The 26,183-nt window shown below is 63.6% G+C and carries 19 protein-coding genes and 1 pseudogene; 11 read left to right on the top strand and 9 right to left on the bottom strand.

Annotated elements, in window-relative coordinates:
• Window positions 1-25: 25 nt before the first annotated feature.
• From KS03_RS08690 to tssB, 8 genes and pseudogenes are all read right to left on the bottom strand, one after another.
• Window positions 26-1,230, bottom strand: a protein-coding gene (locus KS03_RS08690) for an IS3-like element ISBugl1 family transposase (RefSeq protein ID WP_085962364.1) whose coding sequence is annotated in 2 segments (ribosomal slippage) — window positions 26-915 and window positions 915-1,230 — 1,206 coding nt in all. Because the reading frame shifts where the segments join, the coding sequence is not laid out codon by codon here.
• Between the two features lie 286 nt (window positions 1,231-1,516).
• Window positions 1,517-1,768: a PAAR domain-containing protein gene (locus KS03_RS29765; protein ID WP_012733880.1), complete on the bottom strand. Its 252-nt coding sequence runs from the start codon at window positions 1,766-1,768 to the stop codon at window positions 1,517-1,519.
• Window positions 1,769-1,819: 51 nt separating this feature from the next.
• A pseudogene (locus tag KS03_RS29760) lies at window positions 1,820-2,565 on the bottom strand (putative type VI secretion system effector).
• The gene (locus tag KS03_RS08680; RefSeq protein WP_012733882.1) at window positions 2,562-5,411 is read right to left on the bottom strand and encodes a T6SS effector BTH_I2691 family protein; all 2,850 of its coding nucleotides are present in this window, start codon (window positions 5,409-5,411) and stop codon (window positions 2,562-2,564) included. The pseudogene KS03_RS29760 and the gene KS03_RS08680 overlap by 4 nt, the downstream one beginning before the upstream one ends.
• 51 nt (window positions 5,412-5,462) lie before the next feature.
• Entirely contained in the window at window positions 5,463-6,416 is a 954-nt protein-coding gene (locus KS03_RS08675) for a DUF4123 domain-containing protein (RefSeq protein ID WP_017432307.1), read from the bottom strand.
• A 7-nt stretch (window positions 6,417-6,423) separates the two neighbouring features.
• Window positions 6,424-8,784: a type VI secretion system Vgr family protein gene (locus KS03_RS08670; protein WP_045678747.1), complete on the bottom strand. Its 2,361-nt coding sequence runs from the start codon at window positions 8,782-8,784 to the stop codon at window positions 6,424-6,426.
• 97 nt (window positions 8,785-8,881) lie between these two features.
• Complete coding sequence (gene tssC, locus KS03_RS08665; protein ID WP_012733082.1) at window positions 8,882-10,414, bottom strand: type VI secretion system contractile sheath large subunit; 1,533 nt, start codon at window positions 10,412-10,414, stop codon at window positions 8,882-8,884.
• Between the two features lie 42 nt (window positions 10,415-10,456).
• On the bottom strand, window positions 10,457-10,969 hold the full coding sequence (gene tssB, locus KS03_RS08660; RefSeq protein ID WP_012733886.1) for a type VI secretion system contractile sheath small subunit: 513 nt from the start codon (window positions 10,967-10,969) through the stop codon (window positions 10,457-10,459).
• 495 nt (window positions 10,970-11,464) lie between these two features.
• On the opposite strand from tssB, the gene tssK reads away from it, so the two are divergent.
• From tssK to KS03_RS08625, 7 genes are all read left to right on the top strand, one after another.
• On the top strand, window positions 11,465-12,817 hold the full coding sequence (gene tssK / locus KS03_RS08655; protein ID WP_012733887.1) for a type VI secretion system baseplate subunit TssK: 1,353 nt from the start codon (window positions 11,465-11,467) through the stop codon (window positions 12,815-12,817).
• Window positions 12,814-13,545, top strand: a complete 732-nt coding sequence (locus KS03_RS08650) for a DotU family type IV/VI secretion system protein (RefSeq protein ID WP_012733888.1) — start codon at window positions 12,814-12,816, stop codon at window positions 13,543-13,545. The genes tssK and KS03_RS08650 overlap by 4 nt, the downstream gene beginning before the upstream one ends.
• Window positions 13,542-15,350, top strand: coding sequence for an OmpA family protein (locus tag KS03_RS08645; protein ID WP_012733889.1), 1,809 nt, complete (start codon window positions 13,542-13,544; stop codon window positions 15,348-15,350). The genes KS03_RS08650 and KS03_RS08645 overlap by 4 nt, the downstream gene beginning before the upstream one ends.
• A gap of 97 nt (window positions 15,351-15,447) precedes the next feature.
• Window positions 15,448-15,933 carry an Hcp family type VI secretion system effector gene (locus tag KS03_RS08640; protein WP_012733890.1) on the top strand — a complete coding sequence of 162 codons (486 nt, stop codon included), beginning with the start codon at window positions 15,448-15,450 and terminating at the stop codon, window positions 15,931-15,933.
• A 137-nt stretch (window positions 15,934-16,070) separates the two neighbouring features.
• Window positions 16,071-18,779 (top strand): type VI secretion system ATPase TssH, encoded by a 2,709-nt coding sequence (gene tssH / locus KS03_RS08635; protein WP_012733891.1) that lies wholly within the window; start codon window positions 16,071-16,073, stop codon window positions 18,777-18,779.
• A 13-nt stretch (window positions 18,780-18,792) separates the two neighbouring features.
• Window positions 18,793-19,221 carry a type VI secretion system baseplate subunit TssE gene (gene tssE, locus KS03_RS08630; protein ID WP_012733892.1) on the top strand — a complete coding sequence of 143 codons (429 nt, stop codon included), beginning with the start codon at window positions 18,793-18,795 and terminating at the stop codon, window positions 19,219-19,221.
• A gap of 243 nt (window positions 19,222-19,464) precedes the next feature.
• Window positions 19,465-19,971 carry a hypothetical protein gene (locus tag KS03_RS08625; RefSeq protein WP_012733893.1) on the top strand — a complete coding sequence of 169 codons (507 nt, stop codon included), beginning with the start codon at window positions 19,465-19,467 and terminating at the stop codon, window positions 19,969-19,971.
• Window positions 19,972-20,048: 77 nt separating this feature from the next.
• On the opposite strand, the gene KS03_RS08620 is transcribed toward KS03_RS08625, so the two are convergent.
• Window positions 20,049-21,413 carry a DUF2252 domain-containing protein gene (locus KS03_RS08620; protein ID WP_232252147.1) on the bottom strand — a complete coding sequence of 455 codons (1,365 nt, stop codon included), beginning with the start codon at window positions 21,411-21,413 and terminating at the stop codon, window positions 20,049-20,051.
• A 14-nt stretch (window positions 21,414-21,427) separates the two neighbouring features.
• Here KS03_RS08620 and KS03_RS31155 point away from each other — a divergent pair, with 14 nt between their 5' ends.
• From KS03_RS31155 to KS03_RS08605, 4 genes are all read left to right on the top strand, one after another.
• Window positions 21,428-21,913, top strand: coding sequence for a hypothetical protein (locus KS03_RS31155; protein WP_127913901.1), 486 nt, complete (start codon window positions 21,428-21,430; stop codon window positions 21,911-21,913).
• A 152-nt stretch (window positions 21,914-22,065) separates the two neighbouring features.
• Window positions 22,066-24,189 (top strand): ferritin-like domain-containing protein, encoded by a 2,124-nt coding sequence (locus KS03_RS08615; RefSeq protein ID WP_012733895.1) that lies wholly within the window; start codon window positions 22,066-22,068, stop codon window positions 24,187-24,189.
• Window positions 24,190-24,200: 11 nt separating this feature from the next.
• Window positions 24,201-25,220, top strand: coding sequence for an MNIO family bufferin maturase (gene bufB / locus KS03_RS08610; RefSeq protein ID WP_012733896.1), 1,020 nt, complete (start codon window positions 24,201-24,203; stop codon window positions 25,218-25,220).
• On the top strand, window positions 25,213-26,100 hold the full coding sequence (locus tag KS03_RS08605; protein ID WP_017433876.1) for an HvfC/BufC N-terminal domain-containing protein: 888 nt from the start codon (window positions 25,213-25,215) through the stop codon (window positions 26,098-26,100). Before bufB ends, KS03_RS08605 begins: the two co-directional genes overlap by 8 nt.
• Window positions 26,101-26,183: the final 83 nt, after the last annotated feature.

Below are 26,183 nucleotides of genomic sequence, written 5' to 3'. Positions count from 1 at the left end.
CCGTAACTCAGGACACGGCACCCACTTAGGTTGCTGAATCCGTCGAACGTCGAAACTCGCGAGGCGAGCGGTACTTCAACGCGCTATGGGGATGCTTTTCGTTGTAGTGCTCGAATGCGATGGCCAGATTCCTGGCCGCGGTCGCTGCGTCCGGCTTCGGCATGATAGCGACGTAATCGCGCTTCATGGTCTTCACGAAGCTTTCCGCCATGCCGTTGCTCTGCGGGCTGCACACCGGCGTGGTCAACGGCTTCAGGCCGAGCAGCGCCGCAAACTGACGCGTCTCCTCGGCCGTATAGCCCGAGCCGTTGTCGCTCAGCCACTCGATTTCGGACTCGGTATGCAGCACATCCCCAAATCGGCTTTCCACCGCAGCCAGCATCACGTCGCGCACGATGTCGCCGCTATGGCCGGCCGTCGTGGCCGCCCAGCTCATCGCTTCGCGGTCGCAGCAGTCGAGCGCGAACGTCACGCGCAACGGCTCGCCGTTGTCGCAGCGAAACTCGAAGCCGTCGGAACACCAGCGCTGATTGCTGCGCTCCACCGCAACCTTGCCATCGTGACGGCGCTGCGGCCGAACCGGTGCCGCTCTGCGTTGCATCAGCAGGCCATGCGTGCGCATTACGCGGTAAATGCGCTTGGCGTTCAGCGGTGCCTGTCCCGCCGCGATACGCTCGCGGCGCAACGTCCCCCATACGCGTCGATATCCGTAGCTGGGCAAGTCGCTGATAACCCGCTCAATAGCCTCGACCACCGGTGCATCGTGGGTCGATCTGGGCTGCCGCCCGTCGCGCCAAGTCGCCTCGCGCGACCTGCGTGCCGATACGTTCGAGCGCGACACGCCGAGGACTTCGCAGACCAGTTTCACTGGCTGTCCTCCGGCAACGATGGCGAGTGCGCTATCCATTTTTTTGCCCGGCCGTATTCGACAGCCTCGCGAAGAATCTCGTTCTCCATCGTCTTCTTGCCGAGCATGCGCTGCAGCTCGCGAATCTGTTTGAGCGCGTCGGCCAACTCCGAGGCCGGAACCACTTCCTCGCCAGCCTTGACCGCCGACAGGCTTCCATCCTGGTACAGCTTGCGCCAGTGAAAGAGCTGGTTCGGATTCACGCCGTGCTGGCGCGCTACCATCGAAACCGATTTCCCCGGCTCGAAACTCTCGCGAACCATCGCCAGCTTTTGCTCTGCCGTCCAGCGCCGCCGACGCTCCGGGCCCGTCAACACGTCCATCACTTCCTGCCTGGTGTGAGTCAAAAACACGGTCTTATACCTACCCGTTATTGTAAGTGGGTGACTGTGTCCGGTGTTTCAGGGGGCTGCTCCACAAAACGAGCAGCCGAACCCAGAACCAGGGAGTGTTGGTGGGCTCGGACTTGGGCCATGTCAAGAGCGCAATGACAACTCCTCCCACCATGAACACTGCAAAGAGTGCAATCCAGGCAATCGCACCTGGTGGACGTGGCGGGTCTGAATCAGCCCCGGGCTCAGGCGGAAGAACGACTGGCATGCGGTTCCGTCAGATGAGACTCGAAATCACACGGCAACCGCACATTGCCCGATAGCCGTGCCGTGCAATCGGCACGCCATCGTCCGCCATTGACTCATCACCATCGATGATGAGATTGGGTTTGATGTCGGGATGCTTCGGACAGGACACCTCGTCGCCCTTACGGGCAACCCAGCGGCCGTCAAAGCGCATGGTCTTGGATGCGCTGATGACTTTGCCATCGTGGTCGGTGGAATCGCCTAGTCGAATAAGATCAATCATAGACCTACCTCATAATTCCGATGTGGCATGGCCACGCCCTGCTTGATAAACCTAGTCGGACAAATAGCGGAAATACAATACGCCTAACGCTGCTGGATCACCTGGCCTCTTATTCTTTTTTGTGATGGCCGGAAGGTCAATATTCTTAATATCCGTCCATCCGAAGCCATCGAAGATGGCCTCCGCCAATCTCACAAACCCCATCATCCTCGCAGCAATGCGTAAAGAAATAAGAACCGCAATTAGCAACCCCCCCGCCCCCCCAAAATCCACATAAGAAAAATTGCGTGCCAATTGTTTATGGATTGAAATACGGCCATAATCGCGCTTATTAAATTCACGATTATTATTAAACCTAGTCCAATTTTCAGCCCCCAAGACACTGCAGCCTTGTAGTGCGCTCGCCTTCCTCGACTACAGTGCGGGTGTAGAGCCACAATGTTGTCACTTGTGCGGCGCACGCCATATCCTTGCCAAATATCGCCGATTCGCTCTGCAACCACTTCGACATCGTCCCCTTCGTCAAAGACAGACTGCCATACCCATGCCCGAACGGATTTCCCATCGAGATCAAATTCCAACAAGTCCGCTTCCTCAGTCGTGTACATAGCCATACCACTAAGGCCAGTTGCAATTCCACCGAGGCCAGCGAGCCCAGCAGCGATTGCAGTCGCACCCATCTTGGCTCGATCAGCAGCATCGAAAAAGAAATCATGATTCAGGCGTGTTTTCCTCAGATTTTGGATACGCCCGTGCAATAGATGCGTCGTGGATATATCGGTCGTGATCGCGTTCATTCCAAACCCTCATTTACTTGAAGCTCACTCGAGCTCAACGCCTTCTGAAACTCCTCGTGTTGTTTTCCTGCCGACCACACTGGGGAGTTCGGTGATCGCCCAAACCAGCACTTCTCCATCCACGTTTGCAGGCCGTTGTCCGAGAGGTACCAGATTAAAAACTGAATCAGCGTAGCGGCGGCAGCAACTTCCCAACCTGCCAGGAAAAGCACGACACGACCAGCGCTTATCAAGAAAGCTCTTTCACCCGTGGCTACTGCAACATCTGTTGCTACATTTTTCAGTGCGGAATCAAATGCAATATTCGCCGCCTTCTTAACTGCCGCGTCTCTTTCTCTTGCCGTAACACTTTCAATGATTGGTTTGGCGACTTCGTTCGTATATGCAGTGGCTCCTGAAATTCCTGCTCCGGCCTTGCCAACCCAGACGATCCCGCGTCCACCAGTGATTCGCGCAATTAAAGGTGCCGACGAAGTCATGGCGGTCAATAAATTCGTACCAAATGCCACGAATCCCAATAAGCTCTTTATATAATACATGGATTCTAATGCCATGCGCCCATTATCCGCCTCTTTGTTGCCTGATCGCACATCCAACACCGCACCGATCAACGAAGATGCACCGCTGAGATATCCCGTTACTGCCTTGAGATTGGCCAGCGTTCGCGCTGCGTCCTCTGCAAGCGCCGTCACCGCTCTCGTAGAAACATCGAGACATGCCGATGTCGCAGAAAATCCGCTCGCAACCAGCGATGCGTAGTCCTCGTCGGACTTGTCAGTCTTTGAGAGTGCAGCAGCGAAGGACACCACCTCAATGAATGCGAGTGTGCCCGCAAGCCGAACCGCACCGGCTGCTTCTGCTCCTTCCGACGTTACCCTAACGGCATTCCACTTCGCACGAAGCAACTGGCCACGTTCATCGGAGGCCAGATTATCCAGCGCCTGAGCATACGCGTTAGCGGCAGGAATACCACGCAGACGCAGCGCGAGAAAATCCGCCTTCAGCTTGTTGAACATCGGCAACTCGGTCCTGACCGCCGCTTTCACGAGCTCGATTGCGTCGGCGTGACTAATGCCGACGCGCATCAACATCGCCCCGCGAAGCAGGTAGGTACCTGCACAATTGCCCACCAGCCCGAATCCGGTCCACTTGAACAGCGACGGGGCGATGGCGGTCATCAGCTTGTCGATGTGAAGGGCCTTGAGTCCGGCTTCAGTCTTGGAAATCGGATTCTCATGCTCCTTCACCTCCTTCATCTTTTCCCAGAATTCCCAGAACGTCTTGACCTTCTCAAGTGACTTTGCGATTTTTTCGGCCCATTCGGCGGTCACCTCCATGGGCGTGGCCTTATACTTCGACACGTCGGCCAACAGTTGCTTGATTTCGATCTTGGGCTGCTTCTGATTGCCAGCGAACGCGCGCCACACCAGGCTCGCAGGATGAGTGGGATCCATGTTGTCGACGAGATCGGACACCAGCTTTTCGCCCTTTGCTTCCGACGGCAAGCCCGAGATCGCCTCGCTCACGACGGTCTCGAACGCCTTACCGTCCCGAACGTCCTCCTCGTAGTAATCGTGCAGTGTCGTCAACAGCAACGGGGCCTTCAACCATGCGCCCACGTCCGCGCTACGGTTCGCCTGTATCGCGGCGACGGCCGTTTGCACAGATGCGAACCACGGCCGGAACGATGCGAGTTTGGATGGATTCAGCTTCTTCAGGTACTTCGGCCACTCCGCTTCGCCGATCGCCTTGGCTTCCGAGGGGCTGACGACACCGGCCTGCTCAATACGACGCTGGGACGCTTCCATCTGTTCCGGCGTCTGCAACACTGGAAGATCCCCACCGCCCGACTGCATCAGACCTTCAATGCCCGCCTGCATGGCGGAGCGCAGTTTGCTCTTGAAAGCTACCGCCCCGTTGCGTACCGCGACTTCGGCCGCGTCGATCGACTGCATGGCATCGATCTGCACTGCGCGCTCGCGCACGTAAATGCCGAGCATACTGCCGGCATCGTTTCGGAATCCATTCAGTTCATGCACGTTTCCAATCGCATCCCACAACGCGAGCACCATCGGGGGATAGTGCCGGGCCGCGGAGATCTTGCCGACGTCGTGCATCATATCGACCAGCGCTTTACTTGCCGAATCAGGTGTCGCCTGACGGATGTGAAGCGCATAGCGAGTGGCCTCACGTTTAACGAGCTGCGGGTTGTAGCGCCCTGTTTCGTCACTGAGCGTCTGCGTCATCGAAGGCTTCAGCAACGCGGGGTTGAAGCCAGGCATATACTCGACGATGGCATCGACGCTCTGCTCGGTTGCGATCGCCGCATGTTTGTTGGTACCACCAGCAATCCATTTCGCTGGTTCGATACACTGCATCCGCTCCTTGCGCAGTGTTGCGTTCTGAGCGTAAAGATCAAAGATCTTCGTGTGCCAGCTATGTTCGGAGAACGCGATATAGACTTCCGTGCACAGCTCCGGTTGCTCGATGGCAATGATATCCATTGGTACAGCGTGACCAGACTTCGCACAGGCCGGATGCTTAACCGGAACGACAGGCAGCGGGATCGATTGCTTCCAGAGGCGGCCGTCCGCGGTAATCCGATAGGCCTCCCAGTAGTTTTTCCCACGCGGCCCCTGGGAATAGAAGAGATACAGCCAGCCTTCGCGTAGGGTACGCAAGCCATAGTTGTGCTGGGTCAGCGTAACGCCAGTGATACCCTCCCCCGTGATGCCGGCAGGAAATTTCGCGGAAACAGTCTTCGGCAGGACCGTGTAGCGAACCGGCAGGATCGGCAGACCACCCTTTTCGCAGTTCTTGCAGGGAGGGTTAGAGTTCGTTGCCATATCTGTATGCGTACAGGTGTGTCGGAGTGGGCTGTGTTGCACGATGCCCGGTTATTGATGCGACTTGAACCAAGTCCCGCGCCGGATCTCATCCACCGCACGGGAATCCAGTTCACTCACTGCTGCGCCGTAAGTGGCTCCCCGGGAAACCTTTTCTAAGATGGGCACCATCGCGGGATGCGCGTCGAAGCAGGGGTGCCAGGCCAGGGCATGGCCCACGAACGCGATCTTGTCCTCGTGGTCTCTCAGACCGTGTTGTTCGGCGCGGCCAGCACTATCCACTGCTGCCTGAACTTCCTGTCGCATCGGCTGGCGCCCCGCATCATTCATGAACAATGCCAGTGCTCGGTTGATGATTCCGTGCCGATGAAATTCGATCCATTGTGCGTCGTCAATCTCCAGATCGAACTGCGAGCCGTCTGGCGCGGTGTAGGCTACGAGTTCGGCGCATGCGTCGAGGGCATACCAAGTCTGGACCGGACCGAGCAGACGCCGACGCTGCGTGGATGAGAGAGCTGGCCACATCAGCGCCAGCACGCGTGTGTCGTAGAAACGCAGCAGGCACTGACGTCCCAGGTTGTCAAAGTGTAGGAGACTGGTCGACCAATGATCGACCGCCTCTTGCAATGAATCTGCGCCGACAAGCCAGCCTCCAACCCGCTGCCCTTGTCCGCGAGCAATGGATTCCGGCAGACGGTCCGCAAGGGCTGCTCGCACGCTTTCCGCGAGAAGCGCTGGACCGGTCGCCGTCGAGAGATCCAATTCGATCAGGCAAGGCCAATGTTCCGGCGCAAAGGCGTTGTGTCCAATTGGGACCGAAGCGCGCTTCGCCTGGCTGAAGAGGACTCCTCCGGCCGGAATGTCCTCAAGCGAGCGCAACGACGGATCGACGACCAGGTAACACTTGTCTCCGTGCGTCTTGACTGCGTTGCGCAGGGTCTCGATCAGCTGGTCACCGCTCTGGGTACCGGCTACCGGTGTGACCGTTTCGTGTGCCGAGTTCATGGCCACCTTACTCCAGCACCACGGTTGCTGCACTATCGGCCGCCGCGGCTGCCGATCGCCATGAACACCCCTTGATATCTCCGGACTGCAGGTCCGGTGCAGGCAAACGCATTGAAGATGCGCCCGGCTTGTCCCACGATGCGCACTTTTCGAGAATATCGCCTGGCGTACCGTTCTCGATGCGATTTGCGTTGATCTTGATGTACGAGCCACCCGCCCCGATCCAGACCTCCTTGGCTGCCGAAATTACGAGCCGCCCCTCGGCGCTCGAAATCGTGATGTCCTTCATGGCAGCCATGTCGATTTCGTCCGTCTGGGCGTGAATTTCGACCTTCCCCTTCGCCGCAACGAATTTCAGGCCGAGCTTCTGGGCGAACACGGAAACCGCTTCCCCGGCAGCGACGGTAAAGCGCTTGATGATCCCAAAATCAGCGTTGCCTCCCGCCGTGGCAATGAGATTCTGGTCGGCACTGAACTGCATGTGGTCCCCCGATACGAGACCAACACCCGCCGGTGCGCTGACGAGGATGCCTGCCTTCCTGAGTTCGTTCAGGGTCTTGTCGAATAATGCCTTCTGCTTCTCGTAATCGGCAGCGATCGCCTGAGAAGCTTTCGCCGCGCCGGCCAGCGATTGCATCTGCTGTAGCGCCTGTTCGAGGAGTCCTTGGGCCGGCTCCATGTCGAGCTGCTTGCCGCGCGCGGCGTACTGGGCATCCACCGAAATAAAAACACCCTTCGCGCCACGCACCGCCACACGCTCGTCAGTCCGCAATTCCGCGCCTTGTCCGCGTTCCTTGCGGTCCCCATCGACCATGTGCCCGAGATTGAGCTCACTGGTCTGGAACGGCGTCGTCAGGTGGATGTGCTCGACGTTTTCCTTATCCTCCATCCGCAGCTCGTTCTGCGCCGCGGTGCGAACGATGTTGCGGGTGTGATTGAGGTTATTGACAAGATCCGGATGCAGGCTGTCGTGCATGGCCCCGATGATCACGGGCCGGTCCGGATTGCCATCGGTAAAGACGATGGCGACTTCCGCACCGTCGATCAGCGGGAAGTGGTGCCCGTAGCTGTCCCCGCTGTACGGCTTGGCAAACCGCACCGGCCGGCTCGTACCGCCCGGACTCCACTCGTCGAGGTCGAACGGCAGCTTGATCACGTACCAGCCCTGCTCGGTCAGGTACGCGTATTTGTAGTTGCCCGGCGATGTAATGCGCGCCGGCAGGATGCCGTCAATGGCCGGTCGCTTGATCGAGGCGATCGGCGTTCGATACGCGCGATCGGACGGAATCCCCTCGAAGCTCACCCAGTACGATTGGCTACGGCCGCCGCTCGATTCCACCGCGGTGATGAAGATCCCGTGCTTCGCGTCGGCCTGGACCGGCTCGACACGCATGACTTCGCCCGCCTCCAGCCAGAACGGATTGCCGGTGCCCTTGAAGGTGATCTGGTTCGCCAGATACGCCTCATGGCGCCGGCGGGCGATCTGCCTGCCCTCCTCCGGCGTTTCGTAATGCTCGCCCCAGCGGTAGTCGACACCGTTCGTCGACTTGTCGGCACGCGCGGCGTTTTCCTCGACGAGCAGCGATACGCCCGCCTCGCGATGGTTGTAGTCGTGCAACCGCACGGCTTCGGGTACGCGCCGGGTCCGCTTTTCTAGCGTCTTGATCGTGTCCGCGCCGGAGCTCTCGAGTCCGGCGTCTCGCAGGTAAGGCACCGTGCGCTGTTTGCGTGCATAGGCATCGAGATCGTCGCCGAACACGATCACGGCGTGATCCTTCTTCTGCTCCCAGCGGAACCAGATGCCCTCCTGCGCACAGAGGCGCTGGATGAAGGCAAACGTGGTCTCGTGGTACTGCGTCACGTATTCGTGCCGCTTGTACTGGTGGCGCAGTTGGAACACGAAGTCGACGCCGGCGCGGTAGCCGTAATGGCGCAGCGTGTCGGTCACGATTTCCTCGACCGACTGCTTCTGGAACAGCCGGCTCGTCACGCCCCGGTGCAGGTCGGCGAGCACCGGCTCGAGCCGCACCCGGTAGTGCGTCTGGTCGGCCGTCGTGGCGAATTCATCGAATTCCGTGATGATGCCGTGGATGGTGTGCGCGGGCGGCATCTTGCTGAACTGCTCCGCGTTCTCACCGAACATCTTGCGCAGGTAGCCCATGTTCGGGTCAATCGGAGCGATGGTGAATCTCGCGGGCCGGCCGACCACCTGCTCCATCGGGATGCCCGCTGCCGGGCTGGTGAACTCGATGTCGTAGTGATACAGCTCGCTCACGGCGTCCCGGCCGCTGAACTCGAGCACCGAGAACGGCGCCGGATGCGGTGCGAGCTTCAACTCGTAGGCCTGGGTAGGCAGGATCGACGACATGCGGAAACTCCGTTGAGCAGGCACAAATACGAACCGCACCGCCGGAGCCTTCATGGCCCCGGCGGCTGATGCACTGAACTGGGCGGATCAGCGCGGCTTAACTCTTGGCCTTGGGCATCTGCGAAACCAGCGACAGGCCGATGTCCATCCCCTCCACCTGGAAGTGCGGAATGATGAAGAGCTTGATGCGGAAGAAGCCCGGGTTGTCATCGATGTCCTCGACCGTGACCTTCGCGTCGCGCAGCGGATGCGAGGCCTGCAGTTCGTCGTCCGGATCCTTCATCTCGGTCACGAGCCCCTTGATCCAGTTGTTCAGCTCGAGCTCGAGCAGACGCCGGTCCTTGGTCGTGCCGATGTTCTCGCGCTGGATCAGCTTCAGGTAATGCGCGATGCGCGACAGCAGGAAGATGTAAGGCAGGCGCGCGTTGATGCGGCTGTTGGCCGTCGCCTCCTTGGTCTCGTACAGCGCGGGCTTCTGCGTCGAGCTGGCCGAGAAGAAGCACGCGAAGTCGTGGTTCTTGTAGAACGACAGCGGGATGAAGCCGAGATTCGCGAACTCGAACTCGCGTGTCTCGGGAATCAGCACCTCGGTCGGGATCTTCGGCTGCACGCCGGTGCCCAGGTCATACAGATGCACCGGCAGGTCCTCCACCTTGCCGCCCGCCTGCGGGCCGCGAATCTGCACGCACCAGCCGTTGTTCACGAAGCTGCGCACCATATTGGCCGCGAACGCGAACGACGCGTTGACCCACAGGTACCGGTCGTGGTCCGGGCCCTTCACCGCCTCCTCGTAATTGAAGGCACGCACCGGCGTGGTGTCCTTGCCATACGGCAGGCGGCCGAGCACGCGCGGCATCGTCAGGCCGACATAACGGGCGTCATCGGTTTCACGGAAGCTCTTCCATTTGATGTACTCGGCGCGGTCGAAGTAGTTGCCGATGTCCTGAATGGCCGCCACCTCTTCCATCGACTGCTTGCCGAAGAATGCTGCGCCCACCGAGCCGATGAACGGCATGTGGGCCGCCGCCGCCACCTTCGAGATGTTACGCAGCAGCGCCACGTCCATCGGCGAGTTCGTGAACTCGAAGTCGCTGATCATCGCGCTGATCGGCTGGCCGCCCGGCGTGTCGTACTCCTCGATGTAGGTGAGGCGATACAGGCCGCTCTGGATCAGTTCCGGCGTGTCCTCGAAGTCGCGCTGCAGCGCCTCCTTCGACACGTCGAGCACCTCGATCTTCGCGTTCTTGCGAAAGTCCGTGCGCGCGACGAGCAACTTGAGACCGCGCCAGCGCCCCTCGAGCGCCTGGAACGCCGGCGTGTGCATCACGGCGTCGAGCTGGCGGCTGATCTGGCGGTCGAGCTGGCCGATATGGAAGTCCAGCAGCGATTTGTCGAGGCGCTCGACCGGCTGGCTCGACTGCGCGATCAGATCCAGGAAGGCGCTCATGCCGCGCGCGATACGCTCGTCGGCTGACGCTTCGGAGAGCATGTCGTTGTCGCGGAAGGCCTCGAGCGGACGCGCCTCGGCGACCGGCGTGAGGTTGATCTTGCTGCAGAGCGAGGCATACACGCTGTCGTTTTCCAGCACGACGGTTTCGTTCACACCCTGACGGGATTCATTCTGCTTCATTGCTTGTCCTGTCTGCGTTCGTATGGATACCTGGGACCACGTTCAGGCCTGACCTTCCGGTTGGGTGGCTGCGGTGGCGACCTGCGCGAGCTCGCTGCGCAGCTTGTCAGACAGATGCTTATCCTTCAGGATCTTCTCGAACTCGCGCCTGAAGGTGCCGTTGTCGAGCAGGTTGCTTTTCAGATCCCGCAGCAGATTGCGCATTGCCAGCATCGCCTGCAGTTCCGGAATCTGCCGGGCCACCTGCTCCGGCTCGAAGTCTTTCATCGACCGGAACGAGAGGTTCACCGGCAACGCCGAACCATCGCCCGCGAGCGTGTTCTCGGCGGAGATCTTCAGGTCGGGGGCATAGTCGGCAAGCACGGCATCGAAATTATTCTTGTCGATATTGATCTTCTTGCGTTCGGCCAGCGGCGCCTGTTCCCGACCCGCGCTGAAGTCGCCGGCGACGAGCAGCTTGAGCGGCAGCTCGACCTTCTTCCGGGCTCCGCCCGTATGCAGATCCAACGTAATCGAGACGCGGCTTTTCGGAATTTCTCGCTGGAAGCTGTCCATAGGATTCCTCATCTATTTCAGGTTCACGACACCCGCAGAACTTGCCCGTTGCGATGCGGTGAGCTCCGTCGTGCGCATGCGCGTGAACGCGTACACGCGATTCACCAAGGAACACTGACAGCACCCCATAGCGCGGCCTCTATTCGTGCGTTTTTTATGACACGGCGTATTAAACAGGTTTACTGACGCAACGTCAAAGGCCCTTCGAGCGAAAAATAGACGGCACAGCTTCAAGAATCATCAAATAGATAAATTTAGTAATTTTTCTATTGCACGGCGATCATTAGGTGATGTAATAGGCCATCCCATTCACACCAAACACCATGCAGATCAATGCCTTGCATCACCCTATGAATCTCGATATTTGGCTATTGAATTCTTATATTTAAATTCATGATAATTCGCATGAGAAAGCAAGAAAATTATCCAAATGGCGATTCCTTCATATAGGATCGCCGGGCCTAGATAGTCAACGAGAAGTCGCACACCACAGCTATGCGGATCGACAAACCGCTCTGGCATGAGGGCTTGGTCCTCACGCAGCAGCACTTTCAGCAGCAGGACCGATGGGCGGGATTCGCGATGCAGCAGGTCGCGGCCGCTGCGCTCGCCGAACCATGGGGCACCCTAGGCGTCGAGGTCGACGAGGAGGCCCTGGCAACGGGGCGCCTCAAGCTCACGCGGCTCAAGCTGCGCTTCCCGGACGGGACGCCGGTCGACACGACGATGGCCGATGAGGTTCCGCCAGCACGCGAACTGACACAAGGCATGCCTGCCGATTGTCAAAGCGTCGTGGTGCTCGCCGCGCTCGCGCTACCGGATGCGAACGGCAACAACTGCCGCTTCGATGAAACCACGCTTGCGCGTCCGCGTCGCTCGTACCGCGAGTTCGTCAAGGTGACGGACCTGAACGGGACGGGTGAGTCGGAGATCGCCGCCGAGCGGCACGCCGTGCGGCTCCTGTTCGACTTCGAGTCCCATGCCGACGATACTGTCTGCGCGGTCGCACGGCTTACCCGCAGCACGAGCGGCCTGTTCCAGGTCGATCATCGGTTCGTGCCGCCATGCCTGACGCTCGGCAGCCATCGGCTTCACCTGGAGCGCGTCAATCGCCTCGCCGACATCCTGCAGGCGAAAAGTCTTGCGCTCGGCGCGCGCCGCAGCGAGCGCATCGAACAGGTGGCCGAATATGGCGTGGCTGACGTCCAGCTCTTTTGGCTGCTGCATTGCATTCATGCAGCATGGCCGCAACTGAGGCTATTTGCCACTCATCCGAACCGGCCGCCGGAGCATCTGTATGTCACGCTGGCACAGCTCGCCAGTGCGTTGATGACATTCTCGACGGGTGCCCAGCTGACCGACATTCCCGCGTACGACCACGCACGTGCCGACGAGGTGTTCGCACAGCTCGAATCGATGATTCGTGATCTGCTCGACGCGATCATCCCTTCACGAGTGGTGTCGATCGGCCTGACCCGCAAGAGCCCTACGACGTGGAGCGGCCAGTTCCTCGACGAACGCATCGTCGGCGATGCAGCCGACTGGTATCTGTCCGTCAACGCACCGATGCCTGTGTTCGAGCTGGTCGAGCAGTTCCCGCGGCTGTGCAAGATCGGCGCGCCAGACGACGTCGAGCGCATCATCAACTCGGCGCTGCTGGGAATTCCGCTGAAGGCGGTGCAGCGCGTGCCGGCCGCGATTCCCGTGCGCCTTGACAACCAGTATTTCGCACTGGATTCGACCAGCGCTGCGCACGCGGAGATGCTCGCCGCGCGGGCCTGCCAGATCTATCTTCCCGCGTCCGTACCCGACGCCTCGCTTGAACTTTACGCGGTGCTGCGCTCATGAACACCCTGACGCCAGATCATAACGACGTCACCCCGATGGACGATCTGCCTGGCTCCAGCCGTGTGTCTGGCGCAGGTATGCGTGACTTGCTGCGCGATACGGGCCTTCTCGTGACGACACTTGCGCCTGGAGGCCGGGTTCAGGACGCTGCCGGGCTCCGGGAACGTTGCCGGCAGCTCATCACGAATTTTTCGGACGCGTTGGCGCGACGCGGCTATCCGGACGACGTCCGACAGGATGCACTTATCGCACAGTGTGGCCTGCTAGACGAGACCGCACTGCGCTATTTGCCGGCCGAAAGCCGCGCGGCCTGGCAATTGAAGCCTTTACAGGTCGAACAGTTCAACCTGCATGATGCAGGCGAACGCGTAATCGAACGTCTGGAAGCGCGTATGCGCGAAGCCTCACCCAACCTCGACCTGCTCGAGTGTTACTCGGCGATCCTCGGCATGGGATTCGTGGGACGCTATGCCCGCGAAGGCGAAGCGAAGCGCACGGCGCTGGTCACATCACTGAACACCCAGTTGGAGACGCTTCGGCCTTCGTCGGCGCGGCCCTTCATGACCGACCGCGCGGGAAGACGGCTCTCCGACTGGTTCTACTGGCTTTCGCCGTGGGCAATAGCAGGTCTGGCCTGCGTCGTCGCGCTAATCGTCTGGATGGTCTGGGCAGCGGCGCTCGATGTGCAGATCGCGCATCTGCTGCCGGTAAAGGGTGGCCAGCCGTGAAGCCCGACCTGCCGGTTCTGCCCGCCACGCCGGCGCGCGATCCTGATGACGGACACGAAGGGCTCGGTTATCCGTTTCGGATGATGATCGTGTTCGCCGCTGCGCTCGCGCTCGCGGTGGTCTGGCTCGTGCTGCCGCTCGGCCGTGGCGCGATCTGGGCGCTCACCGCGGTCATCGGCATCGTCGTGCTCGCGCTGACGGGGTGGTTCACCCGCCGGCTGTCGCGCGCACGCGAGCAGAGCGCGCACGTGCTTGCCGCGCTCGGCGCAGCGACTGCGGATATTCCCGTCAGGCTGCGCATACGCATGCCGCTTGTCCTGATCACCGGCGATGGCTTGCCTGCCTTGTTCAACCTCACCGAAGCGGAACGCTTCGCGCATGTCGGCGATGGGGCGATCTGGCTGCGCGTCGATCGTCCTCAGGATCTGCCGCGCCTCGCCGTCGCGGTCCGGCAGTGGCGCGACGGTCGCGTGCCCGATGGCGTCGTGCTTTGTGTGGCGCCGGCTCTGCACGCGGGGCCGGACGTCCTGACGCAGAAACTGCGATTGGTCCGTCAGGCGGTCGCCGACGCGGCGCGAACGCTGGGCGCGCGTCTGCCCGGCTACGTCGCTGTCTATCAGCGGCTGACGGCTGGAGAAGGTTCCGACGTTCCGCATGCGATCCCCGGTTTGGCGGCCGCGGCCAGCGCGAATCGCGCGGCATCGCAATGGTATGGCGTTTCCTCGGCGACGCGCCTGGTCGACGCCGAGCGCTTCGAGCCGGTGATCCGTGCCGCCGAAGAGGCGGTCCAGCACGCGTCGGGCGACCGGCTAGCCGCTACCCGCGCAGCCGCCCTGGCGTCAATCGTTGGATGGACGCAGCGCGTCGTGATCGGTGCGCTGACGGACCGGCAGCAGCCGGCCGCGCCCTGGGCACTGTTCGGTGCCGGCTGGATTGACTGCGGACCCGCGAACGCCGTGGGCATGTCGGTCGATCGGGGCACGGGGAATCCATGGCAACGCGACGTCGAGATGCAGACCCGGGTCGAGCCCGCCGATGCCGAGGCTTCGGCGCTGCCATGGCCATTCCCGCAGCCCTTGCTCGCGGCGATGCCACGCCGGCTGTGGGTGTCGCCGCGCATGACGGCCTTCGCCCATGCGCTCGCGCTTGCCGCGTGTGCGGCCGCCGTGGCGTTCTGGGCGTCGGCGAAAAACAACGAGGCGTTACTAAACCGTATCGGCGCCGACCTCGGACGCTATTCAACGGTCCCGCCCGCGCACGACGCCGCGAAGCGCGACGCGTTGGAGGCGCTGATCGCGGATCGGGATCAACTCGACCGATATGCACGCACCGGCGTACCGCTTCGCCTGTCGTTCGGCATGTACCGGGGCGCCCGGCTGATGCCGGCGCTCAACGATGCGATCGCCTCCTACGTGCCCCCGCCTCCGCCGCCCGCGGTCGTCACGCTCGACAGCATGTCGCTGTTCGACAGCGGCCGCTCGCAACTGAAACCGGGTTCGACACGAGCGATGGTCGGTGCGCTCGAAATGATCAAGGCGCATCCGGATAAACGGATTCTCGTGGCCGGATACACCGACAACTCGGGCAATCCGAACCGCAACCTGAAGCTGTCGACGGCACGCGCGCGGGCGGTGCGCGACTGGCTGATCGAGGCCTCGGGCATCCCGACCACGCAGTTTGCCATCCAGGGCTACGGCGACACGCGACCGATCGCGAGCAACGACACGCCGGAAGGACGCGCCAGGAACCGGCGCGTGGAAATCACGCTGGTCCCGGAGATTCCGAAGGACGGCGCCGGGAAATGAAGGAACAGGCTTTAGCCCCGAAGCGCGCGCTTCGGGATTCCGAAGCTCGGGGGCTGGCTCCGGGCGGTTGTCGCAGTACATGAAAAGGAGTGAAGCAATGGCAATTCCGGCCTATATGTGGCTCAAGGACGATGGCGGTGCCGACATCAAGGGTTCGGTGACGGTTCAGGGCCGAGAAGGCAGCGTCGAGCTCGTCGCGTTCAATCACGGCGTGCACATCCCGACCGACGGCAACACGGGCAAGCTCACCGGTACGCGTGTACACAAGCCGATTACGCTCACGAAGGAAACGGACGCGTCGACGCCATACCTGTACAAGGCCGTGACGAGCGGCCAGACGTTGAAGTCGGTCGAAATCAAGTGGTACAAGATCGACGACGCGGGCAAGGAGAAGGAGTACTTCAACACGAAGCTCGACAACGTCAAGATCGTGGCCGTCAACCCGGTGATGTACGACATCAAGAACCCGGACTACGAGAAACACAACCACCTCGAAAACGTCGAACTGCGCTACGAGACGATCACCTGGTCGTACAAGGACGGCAACATCATCCACAAGGACACCTGGAACGAGCGTTCCTGATAGCGGCACCGTGTGGTGGGACCGGCGCGCTGCGGCGGCCGGTCCCTTTACCAGCCCGTGGTCCGGGCTAGTCTTTTTCCACCTCGAAGCGGGCGCCCAGACTGTCGCCCGCTCTCTTTTGCGACCCGGCTTCCGTCATGACCCTGCGCGATACGACCCATCTGCTGCGCCGACTCAACCCGCACTGCGCGAAGGCGCTCGAGGCGGCCGCCAGTCTTTGCCAGGGGAGGCTCTCGGACGAAATTACGGTTGAGCACTGGCTGTTGAAACTGATCGAGGCCGGCGACGGCGATATTCCGGCGATCCTGCTGCATTACCGGATCGGCATCGATGCCGTCTGGGACGCGTTGATTGCCGCGATCGAACGCCAGCCCCGCCTCCTGCGGGGCAAGCCGGCGCTCTCGCCGCAGCTGGCGGCCGTGCTTCACGACGCGTGGCTTCACGCCACGTCGGAGATCGACGAGCAGGCCATCCGGTCTGGCCACTTGCTGCAGGCCATCGCCGACGCGCCGCACGTGCTGCGCGCGCAGCATGCCTGGCCGCTGCTGTCGATCAGCAGCACGCAGATCCAGCGGCTGCTACCGCGTCTCGGTCATCGGTCGTGCGAAAGCCAGCCGGAGCGCGTGGAAGCTGGAGCGGATGCCGAGGCGCTCGCCGCGGCTGGTGAAGTCCGGCCGGCAGCCGCCGCGAGCGACGGCGCTCGAACGCCCGCGCCTCGGCGGACCGTCGAGGGCGACGCGCTTGCGCGCTTCGCGATCGATCTGACCGACAAGGCGCGCCGCGGCGACATCGATCCCGTCTTCGGCCGCGATCGCGAGATCCAGCAGATGGTCGACGTGCTCGCGCGCCGGCGCAAGAACAATCCGATTCTCGTCGGCGAACCGGGCGTGGGCAAAACCGCGCTCGTCGAAGGTCTCGCGTTGCGCGTGGCGCAAGCCAACGTCCCGAACGTGATCCGCGAGGTGCGTATCCTGACGCTCGACCTGGGCCTGCTGCAGGCCGGCGCCGGCGTGAAGGGGGAGTTCGAGCAGCGCCTGAAGAACGTCATTGACGAAGTGCAGGCCTCGCCCGTGCCGATCATGCTCTTCATCGACGAAGCGCACACGCTGATCGGCGCGGGCAATGCCGCCGGCGGCGCGGATGCCGCGAACCTGCTCAAGCCGGCGCTTGCGCGCGGCGAGCTGCGCACGATCGCGGCCACCACGTGGTCCGAATACAAGGAATTCTTCGAGCGTGACGCCGCGCTCGAGCGCCGTTTCCAGATCATCAAGGTCGACGAGCCCGACGATGAAGCGGCATGCCTGATGCTGCGAGGCCTCAGGAGCCGCTACGCGCAACATCACCGCGTCCACATCCGCGACGAGGCGCTCGTCGCCGCGGTGAGGCTGTCGCGTCGCTATATTCCCGCACGGCAGCTACCCGACAAGGCAGTCGACCTGATCGACACGGCGGCCGCGCGCGTACGCATGGGTCTGGAGTCGCCGCCAGCGGAACTGCAGCGGGCGCGGGCCGCCGTGTCGGCGCTCGAGCTGGAGTATGCGACGCTGGAAGACGATGCACGCGCAGGCATCGATAACGCGCAGGCGCGCCGCGCCTCGCTCGAGGCAGCGCTCGCGAGCGCAAAGTCTGCCCTGGCCGATCTGCAGCAGCGTTATGACACGGAGCTCCGGCTCGTTCAGGCATTGCACGAGCAGCGTGAGGTCGAGCCGTGCGCCCGCGACGGCGCCTCGTTCGCACAGGCGCGACAGGCGCTCGCCGGCGCCCAGGGAAAAACGCCGCTGATCTTCGCCGATGTGGATGCGCAGGCGATCGCGCGCGTCGTCGCCGAGTGGACGGGCGTGCCCGTCGGCAACCTCGTCGAGGACGAGCTGCAAGGCCTGCTTGCGCTCGAGGCACAGCTCGCAAGGCGTGTGGTCGCCCAGGACGATGCCCTCGCCGCGCTCGCCGAGAGCCTGCGCACCGCGAAGGCGGGGCTCAGGAACGAGCATGCGCCGCTCGGCGTGTTCCTGCTTGCCGGCCCCTCTGGCGTGGGCAAGACCGAAACCGCCCTGGCCCTGGCCGACCTCCTGTTCGGGGGCGAGGCCGCGCTCACGACGATCAATATGTCGGAGTACCAGGAATCGCATACGGTGTCACAGTTGAAAGGCTCGCCGCCGGGCTACGTCGGATATGGCCGTGGCGGGATTCTGACCGAGGCGGTGCGCCAGCGCCCATATAGCGTCGTGCTGCTCGACGAGGTCGAGAAGGCCCACCGCGACGTGCTGGACATCTTTTACCAGGTGTTCGATCGCGGCACGATGCGCGACGGCGAGGGGCGCGAGATCGACTTCCGCAACTGCGTGATCCTGATGACGTCCAATCTCGGCAGCGCGCAGATCGACGAGGCGATCACCGACAATCCCGGGATTGCGCAGGCCGCGCTGCTCGATGCCATTCATCCGCAACTCGTCGCGCACTTCCAGCCCGCCCTGCTCGCCCGCTTCCAGACGCTCGTGTACCGGCCGCTGGACGCATCCGCGCTCGCCTCCATCATGCGCCTGAAGCTCGCCAAGCTTGCAGGCCGCCTGCGCCGTCAGCACGATGTCGAACTGAGGTGCGACGAGTCGCTGATCGGCGCGATGGCCGAGCTGTGTCTCGCTCGCGAATCCGGCGCACGCAGCGTCGACGCCTTCCTCGACCAGCGCATCCTGCCTACGGTGTCGCGCGAGTTGCTGACTCGCATGGCCAGCGGCCTCGCGCCGGCGAAGATCGCGCTGTCGAGTTCGGCCGAGGGCAACCTCACGATCGACTTCGTCGATCGCGGCGAACCGGTGGACGCCGCAGCCAGCGAGCCGTCCGGCGCCTGACAGGAGCGAAGCCATGCCGGCGGGCCCCTCTCTCTACGACATGCTGCTCGGCCAGATCGGGGGGGAACCGCTGGCCGCGTATGACGACCGGACGCTCGAATGCATGAGCGTGCAGCAGAACGTCCAGCGCATCCTGAACACGCGCGCCGGCACGTTGAAGCACCTGCCCGACTACGGGCTGCCGGACCTGACGAACATCTACAAGGCCTTGCCCGCCTCCGCCCACCTGCTCAAGGAGCAGATGGAGGCCACGCTGCTCAGGTACGAGCCACGCATCCGGTCAATCGACGTCGAGATCCTCGACAACGACGATCCCGGCGTGCTCGTGAGCTTCGAGATGAGCTGTCACCTGAAGAAGGCCGGATTGGTCCGGTTCGGCACGTACTTCGAGCCGCCCGGGCGCATGCGCGTGAAACGGCAACAGACGAAATCCGGCGGCTGAGCAAGCGGTCCGGGCGCCCGCGGCCGGACCGGCGCGTTTGCCCGCCTGTCACGCCGCTCGCCCGAGACGCGGCCGGCGCGGCACGTTGATTGTCCATGACGATGACCGCGCGCTGGTCCGCGCATGATGCCGGCCGCGGCGCTTTAAGACACGGTTAAGCAAGCTCGTCGATATTGGGACCGGCTCCTCACGAGCCCGTCTGCTGGAACGGTTCCCAGCAGCCATTTTTGTCGGAGATCGATCATGAAAGCGATGACATACGTGGCGGCCGGTGCGCTCGCACTTGTTCCGATGCTTGCACTTGCCGGCGAGCAAACGGCAAAGCCCGACATGCAACCCCTTCGCGTGAGCTTTGACGGACGGACGGTGCCGGTCAAAGCCACCACCACGGTTGACTATACGGCGGCCGGACCGGTGAAGGTCCGCACCTGGGCCTGGAACGACCCGAAAGATGGTGCCAGTTTCGAGATTCAGACGAGCGGATGGCATGAAACGCCCTCCGCCGCACTCAAGCAAATCTCGGCAGCGGACGCCGACCTGCAGAATTGGCAGGCCCAGATGGCGTCGGTGCAGCGCCAGATGCTGCAGCTGGGCAGTCTTGCGCCGGCCTCGCTGGCGGGTGACGGCTATGCCCCCGCCATGCCGGTCGCACTCGAGCCGGTGACGTCGTACGTGCCGGTCTGGATGCTGCCCGCGCCGACCATCGTGACCTATTCGACGCCCCTTGCCACGGTGCCGACCCCATCGTGACGATGGCGCGATAGCGGCCCGCGCCGCCCCCCGCGTGCAAGTCGCCCGAGCCCGCCGCTGCCGCTTCAAGCGCGGCTTCAATACAGCGGCGTGCCGGCCCGATAGGCGCCGACGAACGATTGCCAGTCCAGGTTCACCTGCGCCGCATAGCGGAACGCGAAGTTCGAGATCTCGGTCTGCAACCCGCTCGTGCTCGTGACGGCCTCGCTCACCTGCTTGTCGATGCTGTAGCTCACGATCGCGCTGTCGTAGTCCTGATCGGAGATCGCGTGCGCCGAGGCCAGCGCCTGCCCGAGATAGGCGGCCGCCGTGTTGAGCTTGCCCGCGCTGGTCAGCTTCGTGTAGTCGAAGTCCTCCTGGTACGGGGACTTCTCGTGGAGGTAGTAATTCACGCCGTTGACCGTGGCATAGCCCGCCAGCACGTCGGCGTTCAGCGTCTGCGCCTTGTTGGTCAGCGCCGCGCGCGCGGCATCGTTGCCGGCGTCGGCGGAGACGAGCGCCTGCCCGTTGCCGCTGGCCACGGCCACCGCGCTCGCCGTCTCCTGCTTCGCCTCGAGGATCACGTCGTCGGAGCTGGACGAGGACGGCCCCTCGATCAGCAGGTAGTAGCGCAGCCTGCCGAGGCTGCCCACGCCCGAGCCGAGCTTCTGGCGGATGTCCTTCACCTTGTAGTAGCTGGCCGGATACTGCTTCGACGAGCCGATGCTGCTGAGGTAGCTGCTCATCGCCGCCGAGAGATTGGCGTAGGTCGTGCCGTCCACCGGCACCAGGCTACCGGCGATGGTCCGGAAGCTGCGCGCGCCGCCGCTCACCTGCGTGTACTTGGCAAGCAGGCTCGAGCGGCTGTCGCCCTTGGCGTCGCCGATCGTCGACTGCACCACGCCCGAGGTATTGCCGCTCTTGAGCTGGAAGCTCAGTTCGCCGCTGCTGCCCTTGAAGTCCCCCATCTCACCGACATAGGCGCCGACCATGGTCTTGATGGCGGCGGCGATGTCGCTGTCGGCGATGCCGTTGGCGCGGCCGGCCAGCACCATGCTGGTCGCCAGGCGCCGCAGATCCCAGACGTACTGGCCGAGGTAGCCCTCGTCGAAGTCGTCGACGCCGAACACCGTGTTGCCGCTGCTGTCTTGCCAGGCGCCGAAGTTGCCGAGGTGAGCGTCGCCGCCGATCCAGGTGTGGCCGGTCTGCGAGGTGGTGTAGTTCGAGGCCGGCAGCGTGCGCATGTCCTGATAGAACAGATGCGCGGTGCCGCGGAAAAACGCGAACGAATCGGCCGCCATGGCCGACATCTTGGTCGCCAGATCGGTGCTGTCGGTGGCCGCGAACGGATGGTTGTAGTCGTAGATCTGGCTCACCACCCAGCTGGTGCGCGAGCTTTGCGCCCGCACCGGGGCGACGGCGATCAGGCAGGCGGCGGCCACGGCCATCCAGGGTGTTTTCATGGGCGTTCCTCGGAATGAAGAAAAAAGGAGCGACCTCGGTCGCTCCTCGTCGATGCGCGCTCATTCAAGCAGTGCCGGATGACAATCTCGTGAATCGCGCCGAGCGGCAATACGATCCGATTGCGAGCGGCTGCCGTTTCATCGACGGCATTTATCTCCGACATGCATATTGGCGGGTCGAATGGCATGCGTGCGCTTATTTCGGGCGCAATGCCTGGTCAATGGAATCAAGCAGCGGAATCAAGCAGCGCGACCTGCCATTCGTTTTTCGCAACGGGTATCGGGAAAATCCCGAAACCGGGCCGCGGCGGCTGGCGGCCTGGAAGCAGACTGCAAATCACGCGGCAGTGCATCAAATAAAAAATAACGGGCCGGGTCAATTATTACCCAATCGCTTTCGCAAACGCTTGCGAGAAAATTTATTCACGCGGGATATTTTCTGCGGTAGGCTGATGGCCGCCATTGGCATGATCGCAATCCGCGGCCGCCAATCGCAGTAACACACCAGTAATGTCCGGGTGTTTCAATTCGCGGGGCCGCACGAATTGCCGATATCCGCCATGGCGCTCTGGCTCACGCGCCTTGGGAATGCAAAAAAATCAAACCACCATGCCCGCCCGGGTAGAGGTGGAAAATCCCTACCGAGGTATTTATGACCACGTCTTCAGCGATGCTCGGCAAGATTCCCGAGAATCCGTCCCGGATCCCTGCTCGCGATCCCAAGTACTTCCTGTCCGATGCCTCCGCGGTACGCGCCTTGTTGCAGGCGGCGGTGAACGTCGAACTGTTCACCATTCCGCTCTACATGAGCGCGATGAAGTCGATCCAGGGCACGCACGCCATCAACGCGCAGGATGTCGACTACTACAAGGGACGCGTCTGGCCGGGCCGCTCGATCGCGCGCGTGCCGGACCGGGACCCGAAGCAGAGCGACAAGGACAACGACGTCGCGATCGCCAACCAGTCGGCCTACAACACGGTCTTCTCGGTGTTCATCGACGAAATGCTGCATCTGCAGATGGCGTCGAACCTGTGCGCCACGCTCGGCCTGGCACCCGACTTCAACAGCCCGGCGCTGCAGGACAAGCTCTACAACTGGACCTGCTACGGCCCGGGCCAGACCGTCATTCCGCACATCATCGACCTGACGGACCTGGATATGCCGCTGCCGGAGACGGGCATCACGCTCGCGGACCTGACGCCGAGCCAGCTCCAGCTGTTCATGATCATCGAGCAGAACGACGAGCTCGCGCGGGCTCAGCTCAAGCCGGCGGGCACGCGCAAGTACCCGTACTTCCCCGAGGCGCCGTTCGACGGCTGGAAGGCGGGCAATACCGAAACCGACCTGCCGATGTTCGGCACGATCAGCTGGATGTACTACTGCCTGCTCCAGTACACGACCATCCAGTACACCGACGGCTCGACGCTCTGGGAAAAGATGTTCGCCGGCCAGCGCGACCTCTTCAACAGCAAGGCGGGTACGCACCCGATGGCCGAGTATCCGAAGATGCCGTCGCAGATCGGCGCGGCCTCCGCGCTGCAGGCTCAGCTGCAGGCCATCGAGATGGTCCTGGCGATCTGCGACCAGGGCGAAGGCGGCATCAGCGAGGTCACGATCAAGGCGTATCTCGCCATGGTCCACGAGACCGCGCGCCAGCGCGGCGTGGCGCTGGCCCGCCCGCTTGCGCTGCTCGCGGCCAACGTGGTGCTCGATCAGTTCCAGCCCGATGCGACCGCACTCGCCACGGACTATCCGTCCTATGACGATGTGGGCGCGAAGCTGCCCGACAGCGACGACGCGATCGCCCGCGTGGACAACGGCAAGATTCCGCACTACGACCGCTTCGCCCGGATTGCCGAGCAATGGATCGGCAACCTGACGACCTGGCGGCAATGGCATGCCGCGGGCAAGCAATGGACGGCCGAGATGCTGACGACCGCCGACTACGACGCGTCCAAGGCGCCCGCCAACATTCCGAAGCCGCAGCAGGTGGCCGACGCGCTGAACGCGCTGAAGCGCAACACCCCGGCCACCGTGCTGGACAACGTCGCCCAGGGCGCGCTCGCCGGCATCACCACGGTGCTGTCGAAGTCCTGGTCCGATCCCTCGGTCGAATTCCCGTTCCCGTCGATGGTCGGCTCGGGCGATCGCATCGCGCTGTTCTGGGCGGTCTACGGCGAGACGCCCACCCTGCGCGCGGCGACCGAAGCCTCCGCGGGCGGGCAGGACGGCGCGGCGCGCGTCCTGAACCACGCCTGCCAGTCGCTGTCGCTGGACGGCTCGGGCGGCGCCGACTGCGCGGCGCAGGCCACCTATCACAGCTGCAAGGGCTCCAATCTCTGCGCGACGCAAGGCGGCTGCGGCTTCGTCCAGTCGACCCAGGGCGGCGGCAACTGCTCGTCGTCGAACGTGCAGCTCACCGGTGCCGAAGTCGGCGGCGGTTGCGGCGCACCGACGTTTTACAGCGCGCCGGCCGACAACAAGTGCGGCGGCTTCGGCGGCTGCGCGGTGCCGATCTCGGCCTCGCAGCTGTATCCCAAGCGCGAGACGCTGGCCATGCAGCTCTACAAGTTCGACGCCGACGGCCATCCGACCGAACTCACGGATGCCGACGGCCAGTTGGTGGTCCAGCAGGTCCATTACGGCGACTCGGTCTACGAGACGGCATGGAAGGCCGTGGAAACGGTGCGGGCTCATCAGGACCCGAGCTACAAGCCGCAGGACACGCCGCCGCCTGCCACGGATCTGCGCATCGCCCTGCCGCCGTCGACCTGATCCAGGCCCGCATGTCCGTTACCGTCAAGCCTGACGCGCCCGGCCCGGCGGCCCCGCCCGCCGGCCCCGGCCCGGTCCACGCCGGGCCGGGGCCGGGGCCGGCGCGCGCGCCGCGCCTGGGCCTGCCGAATCTCGGCTTCGGCGTGGGGCTGCGCCCGCAGCACCTGCCGGCCATCCTCGCCGGCGGCGCGCGCGTCGACTGGTTCGAAATCGTTTCGGAAAACTACTTCGAGGACGCCGGCTACCAGCGCGCGATGCTCGATAAGCTGGCCGCCGACGTGCCGATCGTGATGCACGGCGTATCGCTGTCGATCGGCTCCGACTCGCCGCTCGATCTCGACTATCTGCGCAAGCTGCGGCAGTTGATGGACGAGGTAGGCGCCGTCTGGGTATCCGATCACCTGTGCTGGACCGGGCTCGGGTCGCACCATTCGCACGACCTGCTGCCGCTGCCGTTCCACGCGGCCTCGCTCGAGCACGTCGCCGCGCGCGTGGACGCGGTTCAGCAGTTTCTCGGCCGGCCGCTGGTGCTCGAGAATCCGTCGAGCTACATCCAGTTCCGCAGCTCGACCATGAGCGAATGCGAATTCCTCGCGCGGCTCGCCGAGCGCACCGGCTGCGGCCTGCTGCTCGACGTCAACAACGTCTACGTCAGCGCATTCAACCATCGCTTCGACGCGCAGGCCTACCTGCGCGCGCTGCCGCACGACCAGGTGGTGCAGATCCATCTGGCCGGCCACACGGCATGGGGCGACACGCTGATCGACACTCACGACCAGCCGGTGCCGCCCGGCGTGTGGGCGCTCTACGCGCTCGCGCAGCAGCTCACGGGCGGCGTGGCCACGCTGCTCGAATGGGATGCGAACCTGCCCGGCTACGACGGGCTGCTCGCCGAACTCGACAAGGCGCGCCGCGTGACGCGCGGCGAAGCGCTGCCGGCGGCCGAGGGCGGCAGCGCGGCCGGCGCCGCCGTGGCGATGGCTGCCTCCACGCCGCTGCATTTGCCCCTGCCGGAGAGCATCGATGGATGACGCCATGCACCGCGGTGAAGGCTCGCTGGCGGCCGTGCAGGGTTGGATGCAGGCCGCCACCACGCACCCGGCCGGGCTCGGCCCCGGGCTCGCGCTGGCCGGCGCGCGCCATGGTCTCGACATTGCGGCCGTGGTCGAGACGCCGGCCGGCGTCGATGCACACCGGCGCCTGGCGATCTACGCCGACGGCTACTGGCTGCGGCTGATCTCGTGCCTAGAAACCGAGTTTGCGGCGCTGCGGCGCATGCTCGGCCCACAGTTGTTCGGCTTCTTCGCGCGTGCTTACCTGAGCCGGCATCCGTCGTGCTCGCCGTCGCTGCACACGCTCGGCGCGCGGTTTCCGGCGTTTCTGCTGGATTCGCAGCGACGCGCGGCGCACGGTGCGCGCCGGCCGCCGACGCAGACCTTCGCGCTCGATCTGGCGCGGCTGGAGCGCGCCATCGCCGAATCCGGCCGCGCGGCCGGACAGGAAGGCCGCGCGCCCGCCGCGGCGCCGCCCGACGCGCTATGGGGCCTGGCGATGCTGGCCGGCGACGCCTATTCGGTGAGCCTGCCCGACACCACGCGGCTGCTCGCGCTGCGCCATCCGGCCGACAGCTTCCGGCCCTGGCTGCGCGGCCAGGAATCGCACCAGCCGGCCGAGTCGCGGCGCGATTACGTCGCGATCCGCCGCCTGCAGTTTCGCGTGTCGATGGAGCGGCTCGCCGACTGGCAGTTCTTCGCGCTGCGCCACGCCGCGCGGGGCGCGGCCACGCTCAGCGATTGCACGCGTGCCACGGCGCGCCGCACGCGACGCCCCGTGGACGAGCTCCGGGCCGAGCTGGCGCTCTGGCTGCCCACGGCGCAGCTCGCCGGCCTCGTCGTGCTGACACCGAGCTGAGCGCGCCGCGCGGGCGCGGCTGGCGCGGCCCGGCCATCGCGCGCGGCGCGCGCCCCACCGTCCTCACCGTTCTGATCGTCCTC

Origin of the sequence: Burkholderia glumae LMG 2196 = ATCC 33617 (assembly GCF_000960995.1) — a bacterium.
In the GTDB taxonomy this organism is placed as follows: domain Bacteria; phylum Pseudomonadota; class Gammaproteobacteria; order Burkholderiales; family Burkholderiaceae; genus Burkholderia; species Burkholderia glumae.
The sequence above is the reverse complement of the archived record's forward strand: the minus strand, read 5'-3'. Positions and strand labels throughout refer to the sequence as shown.

Bases quoted from the DNA above. Each gene is read 5' to 3' on its own strand.
- KS03_RS08680 (WP_012733882.1), bottom strand. From the start codon at position 5,411: ATGGCAACGAACTCTAACCCTCCCTGCAAGAACTGCGAAAAGGGTGGT.
- KS03_RS08605 (WP_017433876.1), top strand. From the start codon at position 25,213: ATGGATGACGCCATGCACCGCGGTGAAGGCTCGCTGGCGGCCGTGCAG.
- tssH (WP_012733891.1), top strand. From the start codon at position 16,071: ATGACCCTGCGCGATACGACCCATCTGCTGCGCCGACTCAACCCGCAC.
- KS03_RS08670 (WP_045678747.1), bottom strand. From the start codon at position 8,784: ATGTCGTCGATCCTGCCTACCCAGGCCTACGAGTTGAAGCTCGCACCG.
- KS03_RS31155 (WP_127913901.1), top strand. From the start codon at position 21,428: ATGAAGAAAAAAGGAGCGACCTCGGTCGCTCCTCGTCGATGCGCGCTC.
- KS03_RS08650 (WP_012733888.1), top strand. From the start codon at position 12,814: ATGAACACCCTGACGCCAGATCATAACGACGTCACCCCGATGGACGAT.
- KS03_RS08625 (WP_012733893.1), top strand. From the start codon at position 19,465: ATGAAAGCGATGACATACGTGGCGGCCGGTGCGCTCGCACTTGTTCCG.
- KS03_RS08615 (WP_012733895.1), top strand. From the start codon at position 22,066: ATGACCACGTCTTCAGCGATGCTCGGCAAGATTCCCGAGAATCCGTCC.
- KS03_RS08640 (WP_012733890.1), top strand. From the start codon at position 15,448: ATGGCAATTCCGGCCTATATGTGGCTCAAGGACGATGGCGGTGCCGAC.
- KS03_RS08620 (WP_232252147.1), bottom strand. From the start codon at position 21,413: ATGAAAACACCCTGGATGGCCGTGGCCGCCGCCTGCCTGATCGCCGTC.
- tssE (WP_012733892.1), top strand. From the start codon at position 18,793: ATGCCGGCGGGCCCCTCTCTCTACGACATGCTGCTCGGCCAGATCGGG.
- tssB (WP_012733886.1), bottom strand. From the start codon at position 10,969: ATGGACAGCTTCCAGCGAGAAATTCCGAAAAGCCGCGTCTCGATTACG.
- bufB (WP_012733896.1), top strand. From the start codon at position 24,201: ATGTCCGTTACCGTCAAGCCTGACGCGCCCGGCCCGGCGGCCCCGCCC.
- tssC (WP_012733082.1), bottom strand. From the start codon at position 10,414: ATGAAGCAGAATGAATCCCGTCAGGGTGTGAACGAAACCGTCGTGCTG.
- KS03_RS08675 (WP_017432307.1), bottom strand. From the start codon at position 6,416: ATGAACTCGGCACACGAAACGGTCACACCGGTAGCCGGTACCCAGAGC.
- KS03_RS29765 (WP_012733880.1), bottom strand. From the start codon at position 1,768: ATGATTGATCTTATTCGACTAGGCGATTCCACCGACCACGATGGCAAA.
- tssK (WP_012733887.1), top strand. From the start codon at position 11,465: ATGCGGATCGACAAACCGCTCTGGCATGAGGGCTTGGTCCTCACGCAG.